At 41.6% G+C, this 25,324-nt stretch carries 21 protein-coding genes, 10 tRNA genes and 1 pseudogene; 22 read left to right on the top strand and 10 right to left on the bottom strand.

The window, feature by feature from the left end; all coding sequences use genetic code 11:
• A complete protein-coding gene (locus JZ787_RS02470) occupies positions 1-456 on the top strand; it encodes a hypothetical protein (RefSeq protein ID WP_346311545.1) in 456 nt (151 codons plus the stop codon).
• A gap of 65 nt (positions 457-521) precedes the next feature.
• Here JZ787_RS02470 and dapE read toward each other — a convergent pair whose 3' ends face one another.
• From dapE to JZ787_RS02455, 3 genes are all read right to left on the bottom strand, one after another.
• Positions 522-1,655: a succinyl-diaminopimelate desuccinylase gene (gene dapE, locus JZ787_RS02465; protein ID WP_346311544.1), complete on the bottom strand. Its 1,134-nt coding sequence runs from the start codon at positions 1,653-1,655 to the stop codon at positions 522-524.
• Between the two features lie 120 nt (positions 1,656-1,775).
• The gene (locus tag JZ787_RS02460; RefSeq protein ID WP_087010462.1) at positions 1,776-1,916 is read right to left on the bottom strand and encodes an entericidin A/B family lipoprotein; all 141 of its coding nucleotides are present in this window, start codon (positions 1,914-1,916) and stop codon (positions 1,776-1,778) included.
• Positions 1,917-2,073: 157 nt separating this feature from the next.
• Positions 2,074-2,952, bottom strand: a complete 879-nt coding sequence (locus JZ787_RS02455) for a DUF1853 family protein (RefSeq protein WP_346311543.1) — start codon at positions 2,950-2,952, stop codon at positions 2,074-2,076.
• 97 nt (positions 2,953-3,049) lie between these two features.
• Between JZ787_RS02455 and JZ787_RS02450 the strand changes: the two genes are divergently transcribed.
• The 13 genes from JZ787_RS02450 (at position 3,050) to JZ787_RS02390 (ending at position 5,952) form a co-directional block, all read left to right on the top strand.
• Complete coding sequence (locus JZ787_RS02450; RefSeq protein WP_148826485.1) at positions 3,050-3,442, top strand: YbaN family protein; 393 nt, start codon at positions 3,050-3,052, stop codon at positions 3,440-3,442.
• On the top strand, positions 3,442-3,945 hold the full coding sequence (elsL, locus tag JZ787_RS02445) for a cell wall-recycling L,D-carboxypeptidase ElsL (protein WP_346311542.1): 504 nt from the start codon (positions 3,442-3,444) through the stop codon (positions 3,943-3,945). The genes JZ787_RS02450 and elsL overlap by 1 nt, the downstream gene beginning before the upstream one ends.
• A 306-nt stretch (positions 3,946-4,251) precedes the next feature.
• Positions 4,252-4,327: transfer RNA gene (locus tag JZ787_RS02440), tRNA-Val, on the top strand.
• 25 nt (positions 4,328-4,352) lie between these two features.
• Positions 4,353-4,429: transfer RNA gene (locus JZ787_RS02435), tRNA-Asp, on the top strand.
• 49 nt (positions 4,430-4,478) lie between these two features.
• A tRNA-Asp gene (locus JZ787_RS02430) sits at positions 4,479-4,555 on the top strand.
• A gap of 21 nt (positions 4,556-4,576) precedes the next feature.
• Positions 4,577-4,652 (top strand) — tRNA-Val (locus JZ787_RS02425).
• A gap of 13 nt (positions 4,653-4,665) precedes the next feature.
• Positions 4,666-4,742, top strand: a tRNA-Asp gene (locus JZ787_RS02420).
• A gap of 68 nt (positions 4,743-4,810) precedes the next feature.
• Positions 4,811-4,886, top strand: a tRNA-Val gene (locus JZ787_RS02415).
• Positions 4,887-4,897: 11 nt separating this feature from the next.
• A tRNA-Asp gene (locus tag JZ787_RS02410) sits at positions 4,898-4,974 on the top strand.
• Between the two features lie 64 nt (positions 4,975-5,038).
• Positions 5,039-5,114: transfer RNA gene (locus JZ787_RS02405), tRNA-Val, on the top strand.
• A gap of 50 nt (positions 5,115-5,164) precedes the next feature.
• Positions 5,165-5,241: transfer RNA gene (locus JZ787_RS02400), tRNA-Asp, on the top strand.
• An 88-nt stretch (positions 5,242-5,329) separates the two neighbouring features.
• Positions 5,330-5,405 (top strand) — tRNA-Val (locus JZ787_RS02395).
• 85 nt (positions 5,406-5,490) lie between these two features.
• Positions 5,491-5,952, top strand: coding sequence for a DUF2750 domain-containing protein (locus JZ787_RS02390; RefSeq protein WP_004981136.1), 462 nt, complete (start codon positions 5,491-5,493; stop codon positions 5,950-5,952).
• Between the two features lie 17 nt (positions 5,953-5,969).
• On the opposite strand, the gene JZ787_RS02385 is transcribed toward JZ787_RS02390, so the two are convergent.
• The 4 genes from JZ787_RS02385 to yccS all read right to left on the bottom strand — a co-directional run bounded on the left by JZ787_RS02385 (position 5,970) and on the right by yccS (position 12,502).
• Positions 5,970-6,749, bottom strand: a complete 780-nt coding sequence (locus tag JZ787_RS02385; RefSeq protein ID WP_148826483.1) for a YdcF family protein — start codon at positions 6,747-6,749, stop codon at positions 5,970-5,972.
• A gap of 94 nt (positions 6,750-6,843) precedes the next feature.
• The gene (locus JZ787_RS02380; protein WP_346311541.1) at positions 6,844-9,510 is read right to left on the bottom strand and encodes a sulfite reductase flavoprotein subunit alpha; all 2,667 of its coding nucleotides are present in this window, start codon (positions 9,508-9,510) and stop codon (positions 6,844-6,846) included.
• 171 nt (positions 9,511-9,681) lie between these two features.
• On the bottom strand, positions 9,682-10,242 hold the full coding sequence (locus JZ787_RS02375) for a hypothetical protein (RefSeq protein WP_346311540.1): 561 nt from the start codon (positions 10,240-10,242) through the stop codon (positions 9,682-9,684).
• A gap of 85 nt (positions 10,243-10,327) precedes the next feature.
• Positions 10,328-12,502, bottom strand: a complete 2,175-nt coding sequence (yccS, locus tag JZ787_RS02370) for a YccS family putative transporter (protein WP_346311539.1) — start codon at positions 12,500-12,502, stop codon at positions 10,328-10,330.
• Between the two features lie 141 nt (positions 12,503-12,643).
• On the opposite strand from yccS, the gene JZ787_RS02365 reads away from it, so the two are divergent.
• On the top strand, positions 12,644-13,843 hold the full coding sequence (locus JZ787_RS02365) for a multidrug effflux MFS transporter (protein ID WP_346311538.1): 1,200 nt from the start codon (positions 12,644-12,646) through the stop codon (positions 13,841-13,843).
• A gap of 75 nt (positions 13,844-13,918) precedes the next feature.
• On the opposite strand, the pseudogene JZ787_RS02360 reads toward JZ787_RS02365, so the two are convergent.
• Positions 13,919-14,583 (bottom strand): annotated as a pseudogene (locus JZ787_RS02360) (nitroreductase family protein).
• Between the two features lie 372 nt (positions 14,584-14,955).
• On the opposite strand from JZ787_RS02360, the gene JZ787_RS02355 reads away from it, so the two are divergent.
• From JZ787_RS02355 to JZ787_RS02345, 3 genes are all read left to right on the top strand, one after another.
• Positions 14,956-16,275, top strand: coding sequence for a DcaP family trimeric outer membrane transporter (locus tag JZ787_RS02355; RefSeq protein ID WP_168158356.1), 1,320 nt, complete (start codon positions 14,956-14,958; stop codon positions 16,273-16,275).
• A gap of 506 nt (positions 16,276-16,781) precedes the next feature.
• Positions 16,782-18,023 carry a sodium/glutamate symporter gene (gltS, locus tag JZ787_RS02350; RefSeq protein ID WP_058869175.1) on the top strand — a complete coding sequence of 414 codons (1,242 nt, stop codon included), beginning with the start codon at positions 16,782-16,784 and terminating at the stop codon, positions 18,021-18,023.
• A 74-nt stretch (positions 18,024-18,097) separates the two neighbouring features.
• Positions 18,098-19,573, top strand: a complete 1,476-nt coding sequence (locus JZ787_RS02345) for an alanine/glycine:cation symporter family protein (protein ID WP_218288060.1) — start codon at positions 18,098-18,100, stop codon at positions 19,571-19,573.
• 54 nt (positions 19,574-19,627) lie between these two features.
• Here JZ787_RS02345 and chrA read toward each other — a convergent pair whose 3' ends face one another.
• Positions 19,628-20,815, bottom strand: a complete 1,188-nt coding sequence (gene chrA / locus JZ787_RS02340; RefSeq protein WP_346311537.1) for a chromate efflux transporter — start codon at positions 20,813-20,815, stop codon at positions 19,628-19,630.
• 138 nt (positions 20,816-20,953) lie between these two features.
• On the opposite strand from chrA, the gene JZ787_RS02335 reads away from it, so the two are divergent.
• Together JZ787_RS02335 and JZ787_RS02330 are read left to right on the top strand one after the other, a co-directional pair.
• Entirely contained in the window at positions 20,954-21,952 is a 999-nt protein-coding gene (locus tag JZ787_RS02335) for a patatin-like phospholipase family protein (RefSeq protein WP_346311536.1), read from the top strand.
• A 308-nt stretch (positions 21,953-22,260) separates the two neighbouring features.
• A complete protein-coding gene (locus JZ787_RS02330) occupies positions 22,261-22,782 on the top strand; it encodes an acyl-CoA thioesterase (protein ID WP_058869179.1) in 522 nt (173 codons plus the stop codon).
• Between the two features lie 245 nt (positions 22,783-23,027).
• On the opposite strand, the gene JZ787_RS02325 is transcribed toward JZ787_RS02330, so the two are convergent.
• Positions 23,028-23,231, bottom strand: coding sequence for a hypothetical protein (locus JZ787_RS02325; protein WP_004694446.1), 204 nt, complete (start codon positions 23,229-23,231; stop codon positions 23,028-23,030).
• A gap of 475 nt (positions 23,232-23,706) precedes the next feature.
• On the opposite strand from JZ787_RS02325, the gene JZ787_RS02320 reads away from it, so the two are divergent.
• The gene (locus tag JZ787_RS02320; protein ID WP_346311535.1) at positions 23,707-24,711 is read left to right on the top strand and encodes a GTP-binding protein; all 1,005 of its coding nucleotides are present in this window, start codon (positions 23,707-23,709) and stop codon (positions 24,709-24,711) included.
• A gap of 68 nt (positions 24,712-24,779) precedes the next feature.
• Complete coding sequence (locus JZ787_RS02315) at positions 24,780-25,310, top strand: YaeQ family protein (protein ID WP_004981095.1); 531 nt, start codon at positions 24,780-24,782, stop codon at positions 25,308-25,310.
• The last annotated feature ends 14 nt before the right edge of the window (positions 25,311-25,324 follow it).

Here is a 25,324-nt window from a genome sequence, read left to right as displayed (position 1 = left end):
ATGAATGCAAATGTTTCAAAGAGCATGAATGAGCAAATCAGTCAGCAAGAATTGCAATATCTGATTACAGTATCAACAGGTTTTATTGATGCTTATATTATTGAGTGTCATAGTAAAAACCCCATGCTCTTGCCGCAAAATATTGTTTTATCTGCACTCGATAGTGATACGCAAGTGAAAACGGTGGAATGGCATGATCTACATTTGCCTGTTTATGCCATCAACCGTCCCGACCAAACGGAAGGCGTGGCGCTGGTGATTGAAGGGGATGATGCTTCTCAGCGCTTTGCTTTGATGTGTAATGAAATGCCGAAGTCAATTCGTTTGCGTATTTCTGAAATTGTTGATGATGAAAGCCCTGTGAATGATCCCACCATTTTCCAGTTAGTGCGTATGGGGGATGAGACTTACCACGTACCGAATTTAAATAAAATTCAGGCGAGTTTAGGGCTTTAAGCTTAAGTTTGAATGTAATAAAAAAGGAACTCAACTGAGTTCCTTTTTAATGCGGGGTTGAATGCTTATGCCAAAAGGCCTTCTAAAATTTGTTCGTAAATCTCAGCAAGCGGTTCCAGATCAGCGACATTCACATGCTCATCAATTTGATGGATGCTGGCATTGAGAACGCCAAGTTCAAGTACTTGAGCACCTGTAGGAGCAATAAAGCGACCATCAGATGTTCCGCCTGAAGTTGAAAGCTCAGTTTCTACACCAGTTACATTACGAATGGCATTTTTAGCTGCATTCACCAACTCACCCACTGGCGTCAGGAAAGGTAAACCTGAGTGTGTCCATTTAATGTCGTAGACTAAACCATGATGATCCAAAATTTCTAAAACACGTGTTTTTAATTCCTCAGCGGTCAATTCAGTTGAATAACGGAAATTGAAAGTCACGGTCATGGTACCTGGGACGACATTGGTTGCCCCTGTACCAGCTTGAATATTGGACACTTGGAACGACGTCGCAGGGAAGTATTCGTTGCCCTGATCCCAAACCGTATCACAAAGTTCAGCAACGGCTTTAGACGCCATGTGAATCGGGTTAATAGCCAAATGTGGATAAGCCACGTGACCTTGTTTTCCTTTGACAGTCAGTACTGCATTGAGTGAACCACGACGACCATTTTTAACAATATCACCCAATTGATGGGTACTTGAAGGTTCACCCACCAAACACCACTTCATTTTTTCATTACGGGCTTCGAGTGTTTCGATCACTTTGACCGTGCCATTGATCGATGGGCCTTCTTCATCTGATGTGATGAGGAACGCGATTGAGCCTTTATGATTTGGGTGTTTTGCAACAAAGCGCTCAGAAGCAACCACCATTGCAGCCAAGGCAGTTTTCATGTCTGCACTGCCACGGCCATAAAGCTTGCCATCACGAATTTCAGGGGCAAATGGGTCTGAGTTCCAAGCATCTAAATTACCTGTAGGAACGACATCGGTGTGACCCGCAAAGCAGAATACAGGTGCTTCAGTGCCTTTTCGTGCCCATAGGTTATCAACATCATCAAAGCGCATAGACTCAATGTTGAAACCAATTTTTTTTAAGCGTTCAGCCATAATATTTTGACAGTTGTGGTCCACAGGTGTAACCGATGGCTGACGTAAAAGTTGGAGGCTTAAATCGAGAGTAGCAGAAGAGGTCATGCGCATTTCAAAGTCAATAAAACAGTCGGCACTATAATAGGCGATTAATCTCTGGAATGCGAAACTTAGCAATAAAAAAACCTTATCGTTTAGATAAGGTCTATGGGGCTTACAAGCAGATTATAATTTATCAGCAGTTTTATCAGCAGAGTTGGTCACGACATCACCTACTTTGGAGACATCTTTACCTACACCAGCCACGGTATTACAGCCTGTTAAAACAAAAAGCATCACCAGTGAACCTAAAACAATTTTTTTCATCGCTGTCTCCAAAATTTTTAGTGTATTCATCAAATGATTTTGTTCTGATGTAATTAGAGATTAAAAAATAAACACTTTAAAAAATAGCATGGTTTTGCAGGAGATAAGTAACTGTATGTTGCGTTATGTATTTTTGTATAAAGGAACTTCTGCAAAATCAAGTTAAAATCAAATTAGGATTTCTATACATATAAAACTGATTGTTTTTATTTTGTAAGTACAGTCCATTGGTCCACCAATGTGCATTTTGGCTGCTGACTTCCGCATTTGGGCAAATCCACTCTTGACGTTGTAGGCGATAGTAATTCATGTCGGCCTTTGGAATGATGTTACCCCAAGTACCTAGTCGACGGTCAGGATTGAGCCAATTGGGGAGGGAGTATTGGTTTAACGTTTCGACTGCCGTGAAACCATTTGTTAGTGGGAGAAAGAGTTGCCCCTTTAAAACGGCAAAGCGCGTCTGAATGTCTGTGTCTAAAGCTTGCTGGAATTGAAACTGTTTATGGGTAAAGTGTTTTAATTTTCGATTTAAAGTATCGGTACGATTCAAACCATACCATGTGGTTAAGCTTAGATCTGTTTCACCTAAATAATATTTCAACGCGACTTCCCAATGTTCGATTTGATTGGTTTCGGTATTTTTAATTAAAAAGTCCAGCTCACCCGTAGTCCGAGCACCATCAATGATTTGAATACTATGCCCCAATAACTCGTATGCATGATAGCGATGATCCAATAACCAAAACCACATGAACATTTCAAAGCGCAGACCCAGACGGGTACTTTTCAGTTGAGCCATAAAGTCTTCAAGTTCTTTCGGGTCTTGATCGAGCTGTTTAAGGCGAGGTAAATAGGTTTGAAAGTGCTGTTGCCAGATCTGTGAGGGATGAAAATGAAAAGCATGTTGTATATCGAGTTCTAACGGCAACGCAGACAAAATGTTTGGACTTGCTACAGCAAAAGCCAACTGGCGAACCAATGGGCGTTTGAATTGGAGCCAAGGTTCGAACAACTGATGTTGTGAAATAAGGTGCATGCGAGTGCCTTAAAAAAGAAGCTAAATATGCAGAAGGACAACGGATAAACTTAAAAAACACTTTATACTACCGCAATTCGGTGTTCAGGAAAGTGGTATGAAAACGTTGTTTTGGCGTTGTTTAGTGGTGATCTTTGTCATCCTAGGCTTTATCGGTGCACTGTTGCCGGGTATGCCAACCACTGTTTTTCTGATCTTGGCCGCTTGGGCTGCATCTAAAGGTTGGCCACAAATGGATGCTTGGTTACTTAACCATCCTAAATATGGTGCAACGTTAAGAGCATGGCGTGCCAATGGCACTGTACCACGTAAAGCGAAGTGGTTTGCCAGTATCATGATGTTGATCAGTGGACTGATCATGCTACTTACCAATGCACCATTTTTAGTGAAATTATTTACCAATACCACCATGCTGCTTGTCGCAATATGGTTATGGTTACGTCCAGAACCAAATACTGTAATAGATAAAAAACAAATAGAGGACAATTGATGTCTTATGTAATTGCTGATGCAGACGTCTTGATTGATCTGGCTGAACAGACTCTAACGCTGCCTAAAAAGAATAAATTTTATCTGATCTCGTCAGGGAAAAATGGTATTGGCGAAACTGAAAATAGTGGTAAAACGCCGCGAGGTTGGCATCTGGTTGCTGAGAAGCATGGTGCTGAGCAACCGCAAAATGCCGTTTTTATTGCTCGAAAGCCTACAGGTGAAGTATACGACACCGATTTAGCCAAGCAGTTTCCTGAACGTGACTGGATTTTGTCTCGGATTTTATGGCTGAGTGGTTTAGAAGAGGGCTTCAATCGCGGGGAAGGCTGCGATACCTATCAACGTTATATCTATATTCATGGAACACCAGATAGTGAACTAATGGGGATGCCGATGTCGCATGGCTGTATTCGTATGCGTAATACGGATGTCATAGAGTTATTTGAACTAATTGATTGCAATGCGCTGGTTTATATTTCCGAACATAAACTTGAACTCTAAAAATAGATGTTAAAAAATGTGCAAGCCTATTTTATTGAGTATTCAACGCTGTAATTTAAAATATGAATATTTAGTAGAAGAAGGGGATTAATCATAGAAAATGTGTATTTTTGGGAAAAGAAATTTAGCGAATAATCATTTTAATTTTCGCAAATATGTTAAATAACATACAGAAAATACTTGTTTTTATACCATTTGACCTATTTTTTAATCACTCGATTGCAAAAAAGCGAAAACAAGCCGAAAAGCGTTTGACAGCCTGTAAAGATTCTCTATAATGCACCTCACAAACGATAAAGACGTTAAGGGCGCTTAGCTCAGTTGGTAGAGCGTCTGCCTTACAAGCAGAATGTCGGCGGTTCGATCCCGTCAGCGCCCACCAAGCCTTTACGTTAAAGATCTTACGTGCAGCGGTAGTTCAGTTGGTTAGAATACCGGCCTGTCACGCCGGGGGTCGCGGGTTCGAGCCCCGTCCGCTGCGCCACTTAAGATTTTTAATATTGTTTGTACCACATTAGTGACTTTGTGTAAGTGCAGCGGTAGTTCAGTTGGTTAGAATACCGGCCTGTCACGCCGGGGGTCGCGGGTTCGAGCCCCGTCCGCTGCGCCATTTATACAGAATCCTTAATGAGGGCGCTTAGCTCAGTTGGTAGAGCGTCTGCCTTACAAGCAGAATGTCGGCGGTTCGATCCCGTCAGCGCCCACCAGATTTTTTGCGATGCAGCGGTAGTTCAGTTGGTTAGAATACCGGCCTGTCACGCCGGGGGTCGCGGGTTCGAGCCCCGTCCGCTGCGCCATTCAAAGAATCGATTAAATTTAAGTTCCTGAGCTTAAGTTTAAAAACTAAGACTGACAATCTTAATCAGGGCGCTTAGCTCAGTTGGTAGAGCGTCTGCCTTACAAGCAGAATGTCGGCGGTTCGATCCCGTCAGCGCCCACCATATTTTACGACGCAGCGGTAGTTCAGTTGGTTAGAATACCGGCCTGTCACGCCGGGGGTCGCGGGTTCGAGCCCCGTCCGCTGCGCCATATAAAATATAAATTTAAGTCCCTGAGCTTAAATTTGAAAACTAAGACTGACAATCTTAAATCAGGGCGCTTAGCTCAGTTGGTAGAGCGTCTGCCTTACAAGCAGAATGTCGGCGGTTCGATCCCGTCAGCGCCCACCATATTCAAGCTGTAAAGCTTAATGACCCTAATTGCATTCGCAATTACCGTTGCAGCGGTAGTTCAGTTGGTTAGAATACCGGCCTGTCACGCCGGGGGTCGCGGGTTCGAGCCCCGTCCGCTGCGCCATTTTCTAGATCCCTTGTGCTAGTAAATGGAATCAAGCAAGATTTCTTTCTTGCATCATAAAAATAGCGACGCTATTCTTATTTCTCAAGGGCGCTTAGCTCAGTTGGTAGAGCGTCTGCCTTACAAGCAGAATGTCGGCGGTTCGATCCCGTCAGCGCCCACCATATTCCCTTATCGTAAAAACCTTGCTTATCTCAAGCTGTTTTCATACACTTCTGTGCAATAATAATTTTAAAATATGACAGATTTATGAGAAACCCATATCAACGCAAAGCTGCGTCTAAAAATCAAAATATTGCTTACGATCCTCTTGAAATTTATCGTCTTTTTATCGAAACTATCGTGCATCAAGGCCATGTTATTGCCTTATACCAAGATGGCTGGGCTTTATGTGCTACGCCAACCGGTCAACGTTCATTTGCGATGTGGCAGAGTAAAGGTTTAGCACAGCTTTTAGTGAAAGATAATTGGGCAGGCTACGAAATCCAGAGTATTGGTCTTAGCGATTTAGTCGAAAAAGTGATTCCATTCTTACGTGCAGAAAAAACCACGGTCTCGATGAATTTAAGCCCAGAAGGGCAGAATGTCTTGGTTGCTCCAGAAAAATTATTATTAGATATCAAAAACTATTTATATCAATTTTCAATGCAGAAGCCTGAATTATTTAAACAATTACAATTACCATCACCACGGACAATTCGCCTCCATTAATTCAAGATGATCCCATTTTAGTATTCATTGAGTAACCAACCACTCCAATATGCAAAATACTCACGTAACCATGCATTATAGCGAGTGGCAAGAGGTGTCTGAGCGCTGATCATGATAGGCATTTGATAACCCTGACGTATGGCTATAGCACGACTACGGGGGATATGAAAATCACTGGTCACAATAGCAATCGGTTGCTGGAGAGAAATATGCTGCTTGGCTAAAATCTTTTTACTATTGATCAGATTTAACTCAGTACTGGTGCTTTGATCTTCGGTATAAATACGCTGTGCTGGGATATGGTGTACATCAATCAGATATTGTCGCATTGCTTCAGCTTCACTATTTTTTTGCTGAAAGGAGAGGCCGCCACTGACGACCATAATACTGTTGGGATGGTGTTTGGCATAGCTTGCCGCTTGATCTAAACGGCTGGCCAATGTTGGACTCGGTTTGCCATGCTTCAGACCACTCCCAAGAACTACAATAGCGGGTGCAGCGATATGAGGGGTATTTTGTTGATTTGAAAACCCTAAAAAGACGAAGAAAATGACTAAGCTAAAAACCCAAACAAAGAAAATCGCCCAAGCCCAACGCCATATTGATTGTCTGATTGTAGTGGTTTGAATATAGGCGATAAGTTTAGGATAAGCCAGTGCATAAATGATTAGACCTAGTCCAATCAATAAGGGCAAGAGGGTGCCAAAATTAAAGCGTAGTTGTAAAACAAAATACAAGCCGTCTGCGAACAGTAATGACCCGATAATAAAACTAATGACTCTTTTTGATTTTTGCATATAGGCTTGTGGGTTATCGTTTGCATGATTCTAGCAAATTTACGCATGAAAAAACCGAGCGCTGTGGCTCGGTTTTTTCATTTAGACTTAGTGTTTAGTAAACATCGCGACGATAACGACCTTCTTGACGGAGTTGATCTAATTTTTCTTCGCCTAAGATTTCAATTAGGGCAGCATCGACATCGCTCGCCATACCATTAATGCTACCGCAGACATAAATTACGGCACCATTTTCAACCCATGTTTTAAGCTCAGTGGCTTGTTCACGCAGTTTATGGTGTACATAGACTTTCTCTGCCTGATCTCGCGAGAACGCTAAATCTAAGCGTTGTAGCATGCCTGTGGTTTGCCACGCTTCAATCGTACTTTGATAGAAGAAATCATGTTCACGTTGACGCTCACCAAAGATCAACCAGTTTTGCGTATAGTCTAGGCGGGTACGTGCATGGAGTAGACTCATTAAACCAGCGATACCTGTACCGTTCCCAATACAAATGATAGGACGGTTGTCATTGATCAAATGGAATGATTCATTAGTACGAATACGTAGTGCGATAGGTTGCTGAAGCTCGGCATGTTGGGTTAACCAACCAGAACCTAAGCCCAGTTCACCTGCTGAATCTTGCTGTTGGCGCACGACTAAACGTAACACTTGTTGAGTCGGTACACTTGCAATTGAGTATTCACGTGTAGGTAAAGGGCTCAACTGTTCCAGTAAATGTTCCAAATTGGCAAAAGGCTCAATCTCTGTGTTGAGGTTTTTATCCCAAAGCGCTTGCTCAATGGAAATGGCTAAAGACTCAACGATGCTCTGTGCTGCAATGTGATGCTTTTGCATAAAGGCTTGGATACGTGCTGTGCTGTTACCTGGTTGAACTTCAGCAATATCACCCGCTTGCCATGTTGCATCGAAGTTGGTTTTGAGCTCAATATTATAAGCATGTGCTCCGACACTATTTGGATTGAGTACTTCACGTTGTGCCAAATTCCATTGATCAAAGGTTTTGTCAATGTTCATGGCTTGAAGCTCAAGTTTGGTTGCAGAGGCAAGAGCACTGTTCCAACGTTGAATATCATTGTTATCTGCGTTGTTGACTTCAATGGTTGCAAACAAAGCATGTGCGCCATTGGCTTTTAACCAACTATCAATGCGATGTCCAAAACTACAATAGGAATCAGGATATTCTTGAGAGCCTAAAGCCAAAACGGCATAGTGAAGGTGTGACAAATCCAAAGTTGTATTTAAAAATTTCTTTTCAAAACTACTGGCTAAGTCAGGTGCTTCACCCGTGCCATAAGTACTTGCAACAAAAAGCACTTGCTCAGCAGCTTTTAAGTCATCCTGTGTTAAGTGTTGCACAGCTTTAACGCTTACAGGTTGTCTTGCTTCTTGTAAGCTGGTTGCAGTACGCCAAGCAATTTGTTCAGAAACACCCGTTTGAGTTGCATAGGCAATGAGCCATGGTTTCGCATGTGGATCAACTGGAACATTCAACGCTCCACCACGGGCTTGCTGGGTGAGTTTCTTTTGCTTACGGCGTTTGAGATACAGCATCCAACCCGTTACAAAGAACAGTGGCATCATCAGTGATGCAAACATGGCAAAGAATTGATAAATTGGGCCAAAGAAGCTACCACGGTGCACAGGAAGCATACTGCTCATGATTTTTTCATTCAGCTTCTTCTGCTCATACAACTCCATTTTTTCAATTTGTGAAGTTTGATAATTGAAGACCGCTGAGTTTCTCGCCCGCTCATGCTGTGGAATTGCATCTACAAATGAAAGCTCAAGTGTACCGTCAGGCTTTTTCGGAATATTTAGGGTCAGGGTTGAATAGTCTCGACCAACTTGTGCGTTAAATCCTGTCCATGTTTGGGTTAAAGCAATTTGCACTTGTTCAGGAGATAAGCCTTTACGCTCGCCATGTTGTTCGCCTTGCCCACGTTCGCCACGTGCAGCGTGCTCACCTTGTGGCCCGCCACGACCTTGCTCACGTGATTCTCCACCACGAGCACCAGCCTGTTCGCCACGTGGGCCTTGAGCTGCACCAGTATTTGGACGGGGTCCTTCTTGCATTTGTGCTTGTGGGCGTTCAACGCCGAGGACTTTAAACATGCCATCGCGCCACCAATCATAAGACCAGTACAGTCCTGTACAGGCCAAGATCAGATAAAAGATCACCACCCAAGTACCAACAACAGCATGCAAATCCCAAATGAAGTTGCGTCCTTTCAATTTAGGTTTAATAAAAAACCATTGTTTGATGGAATGACGTTTGGGCCAACGTAAGTACAGGCCACTCAATACAAAGAAAATAAGCATGAGGGTACAAGCGCCAGTAATTTGTTTACCGACAGGACCAACAGTTAAATTACGGTGCAGCTGTTGAATAAAGTTAAAAAACTCACGGCCTTTAACTTCAGGTAAGACTGCAGCAGTATATGGGTTCACCATCATGTTATAACCACGACGTGCGCCTTCTTTCTCGATATTGACTGTACTTGAAGTGGTTGGTTCTTGAGCAATCGTAATACTATTGATTTTGATGGCAGGATTTTGTTTTTGGAAATGTAGATACAGCTCAGCAGGGGTTAATTTATTGTTTTGTGTTGCTTGAACGGTATAGCTATCTGGGTTCATCCATTTTAAGATTTGTTGTTCATAAGAATAGATGGCCCCTGTGACGCCCATAAGCGACAGGATAAGACCCGCAGTGATTCCCAAAAACCAATGCACTTGGAAAAATGTTTTTTTAAACATGGCGATACTTAATGGTGAGCGATTTGTTGTGCGCAAATTATACCTGAAGATTGAGAAGATAATATGGATTTAGAAATTAATATTTATTCTCATTATCATTTATATTCGAGGGTTTGGGATATAAAAAAACCTCCAAAAGTTGGAGGTTTTTTACAGAGGAGAAAGCAGGATTTAAAGTGGCTGCGGTTCACCAACTGTTTCTTTTAAATGTTTACGAATCGTATTAAACGAGAAGTTTTTGCTATCCATGCGTTTTGGCAGAATGTATGCACCTTCTTGGCCTTTCACTTTGAATTTAATCAACAAAAACTCAGGTGTGTTGTACCATTCGTAGATATCTTTCCAACCGATTGCACCGACACCTTCTTGCATGCCCATTTGCTGGCGCATAATCAGACCGTGAGGTTGTACACCTAAACGAATGCCTTTAATTTCCTGAACTGGAAACTCATTCATTTTTCGCTTCACATACCATTCTAAACCGAATTTACGGACTAAAAGGTAAACCACGACGCAGGCGATTGCGACCCAACAAAAGATGGTTGAATAATTCTTGAGTAAAATTAGGCCAAGAATCGAAAGGGCTGTAACGATAGCCATGATGATCCAAGCTTTCATGCTAATTTTGTTTGTGCTACGCCAAATTTTTAATTGAGCATCGCGTTGTTCAGCTTCAGTGATTTCATAGGTCACAGGCTGTAAAGTATAAGCGTATAAATTTTTCGCGGTCATAGTGAAAGTAACAGATTTAAAACTGCAAAAAGTTTAGCATCATTTAGAGCATTTCAGTGAGTATATTGTTCCAAAATCACCCAAATTATAATGAAGCCAGTTCTGTGGCCTCATGATCCCGTTCGTGGCTTAAACTTTGCTTCAAACGACTGAACTGATTCAAGATGCTAAACATCAAGGAAAGCTGTTGTAAAATAATCAATGCCTTCTGATCTTCCTCATTATTTTGGCTTAAACGCTGACGAATGGTCTGTAGCATATTCTGGGCAGTTAAATCAGGCATTTCATCCCGCAGGAGTGCACCTTGGATATTGTCAAAAGCACGATCCATCAATTCTAAAATTTGTGGGTCTTCAATTTTTTCACGATGTGCACCCAGCGCCGCAATATAACTAATAAAGGTATGATTGAGACACAAGAACTCAAACGCCAAGCTCTTTTGCGTTGGGTCAAAGTCGGGCTCGGTGGCTAAAGTTGAAATGAGTGAAGCAACTTCGGCATCAGTATTGTGTGCCGCACGACGGACTACACGATAATTCAGGCCATTGTTGCGTCCAGACTTATACTGTTCAATCACCTCTGCCAAATAATCACATTGAGCGGAAAGCGAACGATAAATTGTGCGGGGTAGGCGACGGAACTTCCAGTCAGGGAAAATAAAACTTACGCCTAACCATGCCAGTCCACAGCCAATTAAGGTATCCATCATGCGCGGAAGGGCAGCTTCGTATCCCATACCATCTAAGTTGAAATTAATCAGCGCCAAAATAGTGATGAAAGCGGTGGCTTGAGCGTATTGTTTACTGCGAAGCTCAAAGAAAAGTACCCCGCTGATGACCAAAACGAGAAGTTGTCCTTCAATCGAAGGTACAAAGTACAATACGGCATACCCTAAAATGATTCCGACCAACGTCCCTACGATACGTAAACGTAAACGACGTTTGGTTGCGTTGAAATTGGGCTGACTGACAAATAGCGCTGTCAGTAGAATCCAGTACCCATATTCAATGTTAGTAACTTGAACAAAGATATATCCAACTAATAGCACGATAGACAGACGAATCGCGTGTCGAAATAACACCGACTCTGGGGTGAGATGTTGTTTAATCCGAACCTTAATGTCATCCCAGCCTTTCAGGTCATCATCTTTGAGCTGGCTTTCGATATGTTTTGTTTTCTCGAGTTTAATATTGCGTTCAGTTTCTAAGTTACGTAGCTGTGCATCAATCGATTTTAAGTTTTGATACAGTGAAAACAGAGCATTGACCCAAATTTGGTCGTATTGTTGTTCATCTCTGAGCTTTTCTAATGATAAACGGAGATTTTCAAAAGCATGTTTAAAGCGTTTATTATGGGTATAGGTTTGACGGTTTAAAATGCTGCTGCTTAAGTCCTTACAGGCTTTGGCTTGAATAGATAAAATTCGTTGAAAGCGGAATAAGATATCGCTGTGTTGAAAAATTTTCGCCAGTTTTTGATAGTCAATATGTGCTGAATCTGCACGTTCATGAATATCTTGCGCCACAAAATAATATTGCAGACTGCGACGTGTATCTCGTTGTCCACGGTCACCTTTTAAACGAGTGAGTAGGGCGGTTTTCATGTCGTTGAAAATTGCAATTAATTTACCATTTTCCAACGACAGTTCAATCATGCTCTGTTGATAGCTGTTAGCTGTCATATCAACATCAAACAGGTTGGATTTGGCAAACAGAAAATCGGCGAGTGAGGAATAACACTTCGATAGATTGTCTTGTACTTGACGAACGGGAAAGAGCAGAAAACTGATGGTTGAAATAACGCTATACCAAATTGCCCCAATCACCAGCAGAGACGGTTGTGTATACCAGTTGTCAAAAAGTCCGACACCGAGCATGGAGTAAACGGAAACCACTAAGCAACCATAGGAAATCGTGGCATAACGACGTCCCAGTGAGCCCAGTAAAATCAGACCAATACACGAAACGATTAGACCCAGTGCGAATAAAATTGGATGCGGAAATAAAAAGTAAATCGACGTTGCAGTAATGAAAAAGCCAATATAGGTAAAAATTAAATTCATGATTCGCACGGAAAAGCGGTCATCAATATCACTTAAACCCGCAGCAACTGCGCCGAGTGTCAGCGGAATAGTTGCCAGTTGAAAACCCATGAGATATGGAACAAAAGCAGTCCCTGCAAAAGTAATGACCATGCGGAGGTTATACATGAAGGTTGTATTATAAGTAGCCTGTTTTAGACTGGTCAGCCATGCTTTCAAAGGGCACCTTTGTTTGTCGCTTAGGGTTGGACAATTTTCAAATATGAGAATATGTGAAATTTCACCTGCTCTGCTATAAATCATACTATGGAGCGTGTAAACTTGTCTGCAAACTCTCCTTCCAAAACATAAATTAATCCTATGTCGACTACACAGGAAAAAGCGGTCTATTCCAACGCTTGGATTCTCTTACTTGCTTCACTGACTGCACTCGGTCCACTGTCTATTGATATGTATTTGCCCGCTTTGCCACAAATGGCGAATGACTTTGGGGTAAGCACACAAATGGTGGCCAACAGCTTACCTGCGTACTTCTTAGGCTTGGCTATTGGACAACTGATTTATGGGCCGGTAAGTGACCGTATTGGGCGCAAAAAACCGCTGTATTTTGGCCTAAGTCTCTACATTATTGCCAGTTTACTGTGTGTGTTTGCAAACAGTGAGTGGAGTCTCATTGCCGCTCGGGTTTTACAAGCCTTAGGCGGTTGTGTGGGCGTGGTGATTGCCCGTGCTGCGATTCGTGACCGTTTAGATATGCAAGCCTCAGCCCAAGCATTTGCCAGTATGATGATCGTGACCACCATCGCGCCGATTATTGCACCGAGTTTAGGTGCGTTGGTGCTGAGTTTCAGCAGTTGGCATAGTATTTTTGCCTTTTTGATGGTCGTTGGTTTGGGAAGCCTGTGCTGCGTACACTTCTTCTTTGAAGAAACTTTAGACCCGAACCGTCGTTTAAAGTTGAACTTTAATCAAGTTTTAAACCTCTACGGGGCGATTCTGCAAGATTCGAGCTTTAGACGTCCGATGTTTGTTGGATGCTTTGCTGGGGCTGTACTCTTTTGCTATATCAGTGCTTCTGCTGCCATTCTGATGGATGGTTACGGCTTAAGTCAGCAAGTTTTTGCCTATGCCTTTGGTGCCAATGCAGTTGGGATTATGCTGTTCTCGACTTTAAATAAACGTCTGGCACAAAAGTTAAGTGTTTTTCAGCGCTTAAAATTAGGCAGTTTTTTGCAGTTAGCTGGTGTGGGGCTGCTGTTGGTAGCGGGTAGCATGACGCATGCGCCCTTATATATCGTATGTGCAGGGATGTTTCTCGCTGTCGCAGCAATTGGTTTTACAGGGCCAAATGCCATGGCGATTGCAATGTCTGAGCAGGGTGCACGGGCAGGAACGGCCAGTGCGATTATGGGCAGTATGCAATTTGGTTGTGGTCTACTTTGTGGTGTGATTATTAATTTTCTACTCTGGTCGGCACTTTTGAATATGGCCATTGTCATGGCTATTTTTGTGGCTTTGGCTTTGTATTATGTGTTTAAGCTTGAGCACGAACAAGCCTAAAAATTGAAGTTGTGACTATATAAAAAAAGAGACTTATTTTAGTCTCTTTTGTTATTTAAATGAATGCTTTAAATCTCACTCATTGTTTAAGAATACTGCAAAATCTTCAACTGGTACGCCAGATGTTATAAAGCGATTGACGATCTGCTCAGGATCCGCATAACCCAGTGCCATGCCGCAGACCAATTCTTCAAATTGTGCAGCATCGAGTATATTCAGCACGAGAGCATGAAGATGATTCCATGCGGCTTGTGGGCAAGTGTCTAAGCCTTGTACTTTGACTGAAGTCATGACATTTCTCATCATGGCAATATCCATTTTCGCGCCGATGCCTAAGGCTTGATTGACTGCGAAGAATAGTCCGACAGGTGCATCAAAAAATTGGTCATTACGTGGTTGCTGCTGTGCGATTTTCGCTTTTCACCTTTTTGAATATTAAGCAAGCCATATAAGCCCCAACCATTTTCACGGTGGCGCTCAATAAAAGGCGAAATTCATTTTTCTGGATAATATGCAAAAGCTTCTTGGTATAGTGCGGATTTTTTTGGATGTTGAAATCATTCAAATTGAACATAACAGACCTACTCAAGCATTTCGTCACGCTTTTTTCCTATGAGCACATCTTTTTGCCCTAACCGTGTATTCATGCTTGCGGATATTTTATTCATCATGCTCAATAATAGTCTGAATAGTTAGGGTTTTTTGGTGCAAAGGTGTGATTTTGACCCATCATTGGGCATAGATGGCTATCTATTAGACTAAGACTTTAGTTATAAGAAAAAAATATAGATCTCAAATAAAACTCAGTCTATATTTAAGAAAATATGAAGAATTGTTACTTAATTATTGCAAAAGTCTGTCTAAATTGTAATTTGATGCTTCAAAGCCAATCGCGAATAACATCAATTATCGTTCAAAATTGCTGGCATTAGACTTTAGTGGCAAGAGTAATAAAAGGTCATATCTTAAAACATCGAAATGTGCGATTTTTCATCTTTATAAGATTACTTTGCATATGAAAAGACCAAAACGGAGTGGTCTTTTGTGCAAAAAATTTTACTGAAATGGAATTTTTGATTCACAATTAACAATGTAATAAAGGAAGTTTGTGTATGCGTTTAGCCCTCAATAAAAAGCCATTTATCGCTCAAAGCCTAGCACTTAGTGTGGCTGCTCTGATGATGACAACAACTCATGCTGCAACCAAAGAACAACAAGAACTCGCTCAGTTGCGTGCCGAAGTTGCAGAGCTAAAAGCATTAATGCAACAACAGCAACAAGTTCAACAACAACAAGCAGTTCAGATTCAACAAGTGAAAGCACAGCCAGCTCCTGTAAAAGCTGAATCTTCACTATCTTCGTTCAAATCTAAGTCTGGCGCAGACATTAACCTATATGGTTTTGTTCGTGGCGATGCAAACTACATTATTGAAGGTGCGGATGACGACTTCAACAAAGTTTCAAGCTCAAATGGCCAAACTAAAGACAAACTTCGTGCAACAGCGAAAACCACACGCTTAGGTTTAGATTTCAATACCAATGTGGCTGGCGACAACAAACTTGGCGGTAAAGTAGAAGTAGACTTTGCTGGAACGAATGAAGCACTGCGTATTCGTCATGCATATTTGACTTATAACAATTGGTTGTTTGGTCAAACCACTTCTAACTTCCTGTCAAACCACGCACCAGAAATGATTGACTTCGGCACTAACGTGGGTGGCGGTACAACTCGTATTCCACAAGTGCGTTATGGCTTTAATTTGGCACCTGCAACGAAATTATTCATTGCTGCGGAAGAAGGAAATAGTTCAGCAAACCAACTTAAAGTTACCACGACTAACGGTGTAACTACGAGTGAGACTGTTAGTTCAGATGTGAAATATAGCTTACCAGTATTAACTGCGAAATTAACGCAAGGTTTTGCAGATGGTAAAGCAAATGCATCTGTTCGTGGTTTGGTAGAACAATACAAATCTGAAACAGCTGGTGATGACAAAACTGGTTGGGGTATTGCTGCTGGTGTAAATTATCAAGTGATTGATCCGTTAAAACTCAGTGCTGATGTGTCTTATGTACAGGGTAATAGCAACTACTTATACGGAAGCAACACTGCATTTTATGTAGATAATGCGAATGGCAAGATCGAGCAAAATGAAGCATTCGGTGTACAAGTCGGTGGTACGTATAAATTCAACGAAAAATTACGTTCGACTTTAGCGTATGGCGCACTCTTTGCGGATGATGGTACTGATTACGCGCGTTTAAACACAGCTGCAAATGAAGAAGTTTACCAAGCATGGATTAACTTCATCTATTCACCAGTTAAGCCTTTGGACTTAGGTGTTGAATATATCAATGGTAAACGTGATACCTTTGCTGGGGATAGCTACAAAGACAACCGTGTTGGCTTAATGGCGAAATACAGCTTCTAATCATGTGATGAAATAGTTGCGGTTTTAAAAACAGGAGCTTTAGGCTCCTGTTTTGTTTTAGTCGACAAATTTATACAGACTAAATACATTCTGAATATAGACTTAAGTATTAGGTCAGAAAAGAATAAGTGAAATAGTTGGAAATTATTGTAAAAAAATAAAGATTATCTATAAAAAATCTGCATAATGTCGGTCTTTCGCCCATATTGTACTTTTATTGGTTGTTTTTGAGCCAATATGGGGCGGTTTTGTGATTTTTTTCAAAAAACCGTATCTGTGTCCAAACATTATTGGGCATTACGTTATTTCAGTTTACTCATCGTGTAGAACTGAACATGTTATGCATCAGATCGCTTAGTTTGTTACCAATTTACCCGTTGCCTGAATTTCCATACGCAAGACTGAGTTTGTCTCAGATTTACGAAATATCTCTTGAAGTATCAATGGATTCGGTGGCTTATTAGCCAGATAACAAAATCTAAGCATCCGCTTTATGGACAATTGTCATGGAATTTACTTTTAACGCTTTTTATACCTTGATTGCTGCTGTCATCGTTTTGTTACTTGGCCGCTTCTTGGTAAATAAAATTGGTTTCTTGAAACGCTACAACATTCCTGAGCCTGTCGCAGGTGGTTTAGTTGCAGCGATTATCTCCTTGGTTGTGCATAGTCTTTGGGGCTATAGCATCACGACCAGTAGCGAATTGCAAACAAGTTTTATGCTGATTTTCTTCGCCTCAATTGGTTTAAGTGCAAACTTTGCCAAATTGCGCGAAGGCGGAATTGGTCTGGTTATTTTCTTGATGGCTGTCGCATCATTTATTGTGGTGCAAAACTTTGTCGGCATTAGCCTTGCAACTTTATTGGGTATTGACCCACTTATTGGTTTGATTGCAGGTTCAATTACCTTAACTGGTGGTCATGGTACTGCGGGTGCTTGGGGTGAAATTTTAGAAGTTAAACATGGTATCCAAGGTGCATTAGCTTTGGGTATGGCGAGTGCGACATTTGGTTTGATTATTGGTGGTTTGATTGGTGGCCCTTTAGCGAAGTTACTCATTAACCGCTATCAATTGGCGACGCCACGTACCAATGAACAAATTGAAAAGAGTGATAACACGCCACTGACTGATATTAATTCAACAGAATATGTACCGTTTGAATATCCACATCGTGTGCGTTTAATCACTGCGGATAATGCGATTACCACATTAGGTTTGTTTGCAGGCTGTTTGGCTTTTGCTGACTTTATGACCGGCCATATGAAAGGCACAATGCTTGAGTTACCGACTTTTGTTTGGGCGCTTGCAGGTGGTGTGATTTTACGTAATGTGTTGGAAGGTATTTTCAAAGTTCAAATCTTTGACCGTGCGATTGATGTATTTGGTAATGCATCATTGTCGTTGTACCTTGCGATGGCTTTGCTTTCATTGAAATTATGGCAATTGGCTGACCTTGCTGGTCCGCTTGTGGTGATTTTAGGTGCACAAACGATTACGATGGGCTTATATGCTGCATTTGTGACATTCCGTGTGATGGGTAAAAACTACGATGCTGCGGTGTTATCTGCGGGTCACTGTGGATTTGGTATGGGTGCAACCCCGACTGCGGTTGCAAACATGCAGGCGATTACCAACATGTATGGTCCTTCGCACAAGGCATTCTTGATTGTGCCTTTATGTGGCGCATTCTTTGTAGACTTGATTAACGTGGCTGTCATTCAGTCTATTTTGCAATATTTTAACTAATTAGAAATGCAATTTGCCCTAGGAAACTAGGGCTTTTTTGCTTTCAGGTCTCTCACAATAATTAGGATATCGAGATGAATGATCAATTAAATGAAACATTACTCGGGTGGGTGAATACACTGAATGGACCTCTGTGGGACTTTTTGGTGATTTTCCTTGTTGCGGTCGGTGTGTTTTACACGCTAATTACGGGTGCAGTACAGGTTCGCTTATTTTTGCACAGCATCAAGGTCATGAAATCAAGCCGTAAGGAATGTGATGATGATCATGGCATTACACCTTTTCAGGCTTTTGTCACTGGGCTTGCAAGTCGTGTAGGGGTAGGTAATGTTGCGGGCGTTGCGATCGCAATTGCGATTGGTGGACCGGGTGCAGTATTTTGGATGTGGGTCACTGCATTTTTAGGCATGAGTTCGGCTTTTGTTGAGTCATCTCTTGCACAGTTGTTCAAGGTGCGTGACCAAGAAAATAAACAGTTCCGTGGTGGACCTGCCTACTATATTACCCAAGGCCTGAAACAAAAATGGTTGGGGGTAGTCTTTGCCGTTGCCCTCATTTCAACCTATGGTTTCGTGTTTAATGCAGTACAAGCCAATGCAATTACAGGTGCGACAGCACATGCATGGGGATGGGATAAAGCCAATTTAGCATTTGAACTCGGCGGCATTCATATTGTGGTGTCTTGGGTTGGACTAGCTTTAGTCTTGCTGACCGCGATGATTATCTTTGGCGGAATCAAACGTATTGCCAAAGTCGCAGAAAGTTTTGTGCCATTGATGGCCTTGTTGTATTTGGCTGTTGCTTTATATATCGCCGTAATCAATTACGCTATTTTACCTGATATCTTCCAACTCATTTTCTCTAAAGCTTTTGAGTTTGAAGCTGCTGCGGGCGGTTTCTTTGGTGCGATGGTTTCTATGGCAATGATGATGGGGATTAAACGTGGTTTATTCTCTAATGAAGCAGGGATGGGGTCGGCACCGAATGCGGCAGCTGCATCGGATGTAAAGCACCCTGTAAACCAAGGTTTGGTACAAATGCTCGGTGTATTTGTGGATACCTTCGTGGTGTGTTCATGTACAGCGATTATTATTTTGGCATCAGGACTTTATCATGATGCGGGCTTTGAAGGCGTAGCGCTCACCCAAATGGCTTTAGAGAGCCAAATTGGTTCTTGGGGTGATGACTTCCTTGCAACGATTTTATTCATGTTTGCCTTTTCATCAGTCATTGGTAACTATGCTTATGCTGAAGGGAATGTGCAATTTATCAATAACAATGCCAAGGTGATGTTCGTCTTCCGTATCTTTGTTTTGATTATGGTGTATCTCGGTTCAGTGATGAGTGTGCCTCTCATTTGGAACACTGCCGATTTGTTCATGGGCATTATGGCCACCATTAACTTGTTTGCTATTTTGCTGTTAACACCATTCTTATTGATGCTGTTAAAAGACTATTTGGCACAGCTGAAACAAGGTGTGAAAGAGCCAGTGTTTAAATTGGATAACCATCCTAAATTTAAAGACAAAGTGAAATCAGACATTTGGTAATCTTTTAGCACATTAAAAAAGCCTCTACATTGATAGGGGCTTTTTTATGGCTATTTAGCCGCTAAAGTAAAACAACAGCTGATACAGTGCAAAACTTAAAATCAGGCTTAGCCAAATCGGGAGTTTGGTTCGAAGTAGTAAAATAACAGCGATTACAAAAACTAAGTCAGTCCAATGCTTGAAATAACTTTGTCCCATTTGTATCACTAAACACAGCAGTAAACTGACCACTGCCGCATTGATCCCAATCACGACTTTTCGGATCGCAGCTTGCTGCATAAGCCAAGACCAATAGGGCAAGGTGGCAAATATTAAAAAGAATGAGGGCAGAAAGATTGCTAAAGTGGCTAGAACTACATTCAGCCAAACAAATGGCGTTAAAGGCAGTAAAGCACCTAAGTAACTGGCGAAACTAAATAAGGGGCCGGGCATGAGTTGAGCCAGCGCATAACCTAAGTCAAATTGTTCGGCAGATAAAATATGGTTGGCAACAAAGTCCTGATGTAAAAGTGGCAAAATAATATGTCCACCACCAAAAACTAAAGATGCGGCTTGGTAAAAACTAAACAGGCTCTGTGAGAAGAGTGAAGAAGATGAATGCCACACCATAAAAACTACAAAAGGCAAAACAAATGCAATCAGCCAAAGATAAGCCTGCTTTGCTTGGACTTTTGATTTTAAGCTGCTGTCTTGAAGCTTTGATGTCGAATCTGCTGCAAAATAAATACCGACGAGAGCAGCCACTAAGATGACGATAACTTGGCTGAATGACCATGGTACAAAGTAAAGAAACAAGGTGCTAAGTAACATCAGCATATATTGCCAAATGGTTTTGCAGAAACTTGTCAACATTTGCCAAAAGGCCCAGATCACCACAGCAAAAACGATCAACTGAATGCTATGTAGTGTCATCGCGCTGAGTTGATTGAAATACTGCTGACCCAATACCGCGAAACATGCCATGAGGAGCATAGACGGCAAAGTAAAACCGAGCCAAGCCGCGCACGCACCGCGGTAGCCTTGGAGTTGATAACCAATGGCAATACCCACTTGGCTGCTGGTTGGCCCTGGAAGTAATTGTGCGAGAGCAACCAACTGGGCGTATTCAACATCACTCAACCATCGAAGTTGCTGTACAAAATGACGGTGAAAAAACACCAAATGAGCAGCAGGCCCACCAAAAGACATGCAGCCCAATTTTAAAAAGTGCAGAAAAATTTGAGTGATATGCTGAGTGCACATGTTGAATTATGCTGACAAATTGAAACAGATTATAATGGGGGAATATGACGCTTTTACGAAAAGCAACAGTACATGGACTGCTGATTTTCATACACTATGCTGCTGGAAAACTTCGCTCTATCTCAACTTCGGTGAATCATGTTGAACATTAAACTTAGCCTTATGTCGTTTACATTGCTCGCTTTAGCAGGCTGTCAAAGCATGCCCAAAGTTGCTCAAGAAACGCCAAGTCAGGCATTTTTAGCTGAAACTGACTCAGGGGAACCCCAAGAGCGACTCAACCAGATTAACTTTAAACAGCTCAAAAAAGAACAAAACCGCCCAATCATTGCTTTGGTATTGGGGAGTGGTGGTGCACGTGGTTATGCACATATTGGCGCAATTCAAGTTTTAGAGCAGTCGGGGATTCGTCCCGACTTTATCGTGGGAACCAGTGCCGGTAGTATCGTCGGTTCACTGTATGCTAGCGGTAAAAATGCCAATCAAATTCGTGATATTGCGCTGAATATGAAAGCCAATGATGTGCGCGATATCCGTTTGGACATGAAAGGTTTCTTTGATGGTCAAAAAGTTGAAGACTATGTCAATGAGCAAGTAAGCGATGTTCCACTACAGCGCTTACCTATCCCGATGTATGTGGTGGCCACGCAGTTAAAAGAAGGTAAAAAAGTCGTCTTTAACTATGGCAATACTGGTCAAGCAGTTCGAGCATCGGTATCGATCCCGAGTATGTTTATTCCAACCAAGATTGGTGCTGATGAATATGTAGATGGTGGTTTAGTCAGCCCCGTACCTGTTGATGTGGCACGCAAGTTAGGGGCAGATATTATTATCGCGGTCGATATCTTGGCACAGCCGATGTATACCGAAACTTCAAATGTTTGGGGGCTGTTTAACCAAAATATCAATATTATGCAAAAGAACCTTGCGCAAATTGAGCTGAAAAATGCAGATATTGTGATTCAGCCAGACTTGCGTGAGAAAGTACATATTTTCGATGTCAGCGGACGTGAGTTGACCATGCAAGCTGGGGTCGATGCAACCGTTGCGCAGTTAGGACAGATTCAAAAAGTTTTTACGCAGAAAAATTATAAGCAGAAATTGAATATTCAAAGTATTCAAGCGCGAACGAATTGATCATGTGTGATTTCAAAATAAAAGCCTGAATGGACTGGACTAACATGTGTTTCTATCACTCGAAATACAGTCAATCAGGCTCAATGCCATTCATATGCTGTAAAAATATCACAGCGACAATGTTTTTGAATAAATTAAAATTTAAAGAAGGCCTATAGATTCAAAAGCTTAGTGTTCTTTATATATATTTTTTTGAATGATAGTCAAATCACTATAAATAATAATGATGTTTTTGTTACCAAATTCAGCGTTCAAAACCGATATAATAAATGTCACATATCCTATTATCTTACCAATTAGAGAACGCGATGTCCCCATTAGATCAAATTGCTGCGGCTGCGGATGACCAGTCTGAACTCACTATGTCGGTCTTAATGACACCTGATATGGCGAATTTTTCAGGAAATGTGCATGGTGGCACCATTTTGAAACTGTTAGACCAAGTGGCATATGCGTGTGCGAGTCGTTTTTCAGGAAGTTATGTGGTGACCTTATCGGTTGATAAAGTTAATTTTAAAGAGCCGATTCATGTGGGCGAGTTAGTGACTTTCTTGGCAAGCGTGAACCATGTCGGTCGTACTTCGATGGAAATTGGTATTCGTGTTGAAGCACAAAATATTCAAAAGCGTACAGTACGCCATACCAATAGTTGTTACTTTACCATGGTCGCGGTAGATGAAAATGGTAAGCCAAAACAAATTCCTGCATTGAATTTGGACAATGACTGGAAGCGTTGCCGTTTTGAAGCAGCAGAACAACGTAAGGTCGCGCGCTTACAAGAGAACCATCATCCTTCGTGCAGTATTTATAAAAAAACATCGCATAGTTAAGTTTTAAAAAAAGATCTCCTACATAGGGGATCTTTTTTTATGTCTGACGTTGATGTTTTGAATAGAAGCTCATATGGGAAAACTACGCAAATTTGGTTTTCTGCACCTGTTGATCTCGAATTTCTAAAGCCCATATGCATAAATAAAAAGAAACCAAGACAGGATATATCTTGGTTTCAAGTGACGCTAAAAAGTTGTTGCGATCCAGCAGGAGAGTAAAGCCACTGGATCTCTCAACATTTCAATTATTTAGCAGCTTTTTCTTGATTCGGTTGTTCTGCTGATGCTTCCGAAGCAGGTGCATTTGCACTTAAGTCTGTAGTTTCAGCTGTTTCTTGGGTTGATACTACAACTTTGTCTTCTTGAGCTGGCGCTTGTTGAGGTGCAGCAAAAGTTGCAAAGCTCGCAGCTGTTAAAGATGTTGCAATAATTAAGTGAGAAAGTTTCATGGTTTTGGCATCCTTATATTTTATAGATAAAAATAGTTCAGACTGATCATCACATCAATTTGAACTGAGCTTCATGCTATCGCCTGAATATCTGCGGTTCAATCGAAGCAACAATGTGAAAAGTGCACATTACCTAAAACTACAGATAATGAAAAAATAGTAAGCTTTAAGTAACAAGTAGAAGTTTTTTGTGAATAGATTGAGAGGAAATGAAGAATTAATGATCAATATGGATGTTTGAAAACTCACATAAACTGTACAAAGCATGCGAATTAAGTGCGAAACCCTAATTTCAGTACTGAGTAAAATGTAAGGAAGTTTGTCCAATAGGGGTATAAATGAATGAAATGTCAGCCAACTGAATGCTGAGTGTTCGATGCCATGGATTTGAGATGAGAAAGTTGGTGATTTAAATTAAGATAAAGGCTTATTTTATTGTGCTGTTTTTATCATATTCCATGCTAGGTATAAAATTTTGAAACTGATGTCGATGCCGCAGGCGGTTCCTACGCATATTATTTCGGGCTTTCTTGGTGCAGGTAAAACCACTTTGCTCATGCATTTGTTAGGTCAGAAACCGGAACATGAAGTTTGGGCGGTACTGATGAATGAGTTTGGGCAAATTGGCGTAGATCAACAGCTCATGCCACAAACGGAAGGCTATGCGGTGAAAGAATTACTCGGTGGTTGTTTATGTTGTAGCAGCCAACTACCGATGCAAATTGCACTGTCTCGTTTGCTTTCAGAACAAAAGCCTGATCGGCTGTTTATTGAACCCACAGGCTTGGGACATCCAGCACAGTTACTAGAGCAACTGACCGAGCCACATTGGCATTCGACCCTGCACATGCGTGCGCCGATCACAGTGCTGGATGGTTCACGTTTACATGATCATGCATGGACAGCACAAAATCTTTATCAGGATCAATTAAAAGCGGCGCAGATTGTGGTGGTTTCGCATCAAGCTCATATGCAAAAAGCAGATCAAGATGCTCTTGAAAAACTGCAAACCGAATATAAGCCTTATGCTCAGCAGTGGCTGATGGCAGAGCAGGGTAAGGTTGAGCTTGCACAAATCGATTTTGAGTACATCGGAACAAAACGATTCAAGCAGCCTTTACTGAACATTCAGCAACAGTTGAAAGCGACTCAACAAGATTTTCCCGAGATTAAACAGCTGCCGTATCACTATGTAGAAACGGCACAAGGTTATAGTGTTGCTGGTTGGAAAATGCCGAAGCGTTGGGTTTTCAACTTTTACGATTTATTAGATTTACTTTGTGAACAGCAAGATTGGCGACGGATTAAAGGAATTTTCCATACCAATCAGGGATGGAAGGCATTTAATTTCAATCCAGAACAATTTAACTATCAAGATGTCGAGGAAGGTATTGATAACCGAGTTGAATTGATTGTTCAAAATGAAAGAGATTGGATGGATTTTGAAAGCGCACTTTTTGCATGCCGCATTGAGCAATGACTTAAATTGTTTTAAGCAAAAAAAGCCGAAATCTTATATGCTAGTCGGCAAATTTGAGGATGGTATGTATGGCGCTTAAAGCTACAATTTATAAGGCAGATTTGAATATTGCCAATATGGATGTTCACCAATATGGGGACTATCAACTGACTTTGGCATTGCATCCTTCAGAAACCATTGAGCGTTTGATGGTGCGTTTGTTGGCATTTGCACGTTTTGCGGATGAAGCTTTAGAGTTTACCAAAGATTTATTTGAAACCAATGAACCTGCGCTGTGGGAAAAAGACCTCACGGGTCAGTTGGTGAAATGGATTGAAGTGGGCAGCCCAGACGAAGATAAAGTGAAAAAAGCCAGTGCACGTTGTAAGCAAGTGGCGATTGTCACTTATGGCACAGCGGTCGATGAATGGTATAAGCGCAACAGTAAGTTGAAGACATTGAACAATGTAGAAATCTGGCAGTTGTCGACTGCAAGTACTGAAGCGGTTCAAGCCCTGTGTGAGCGTACCATGCAACTTCAGTTGAATGTGATGGATGGTGAGTGGACTTTAATTGGTGACCATGCTCAAGCCATTATTGAGTGGACGCAATTGCAATAAGCATACAGTTTAAC

It is taken from the genome of Acinetobacter sp. BWR-L5 (assembly GCF_039655985.1).
Classification (GTDB): Bacteria; Pseudomonadota; Gammaproteobacteria; order Pseudomonadales; family Moraxellaceae; genus Acinetobacter; species Acinetobacter johnsonii.
The sequence above is the reverse complement of the archived record's forward strand: the minus strand, read 5'-3'. Positions and strand labels throughout refer to the sequence as shown.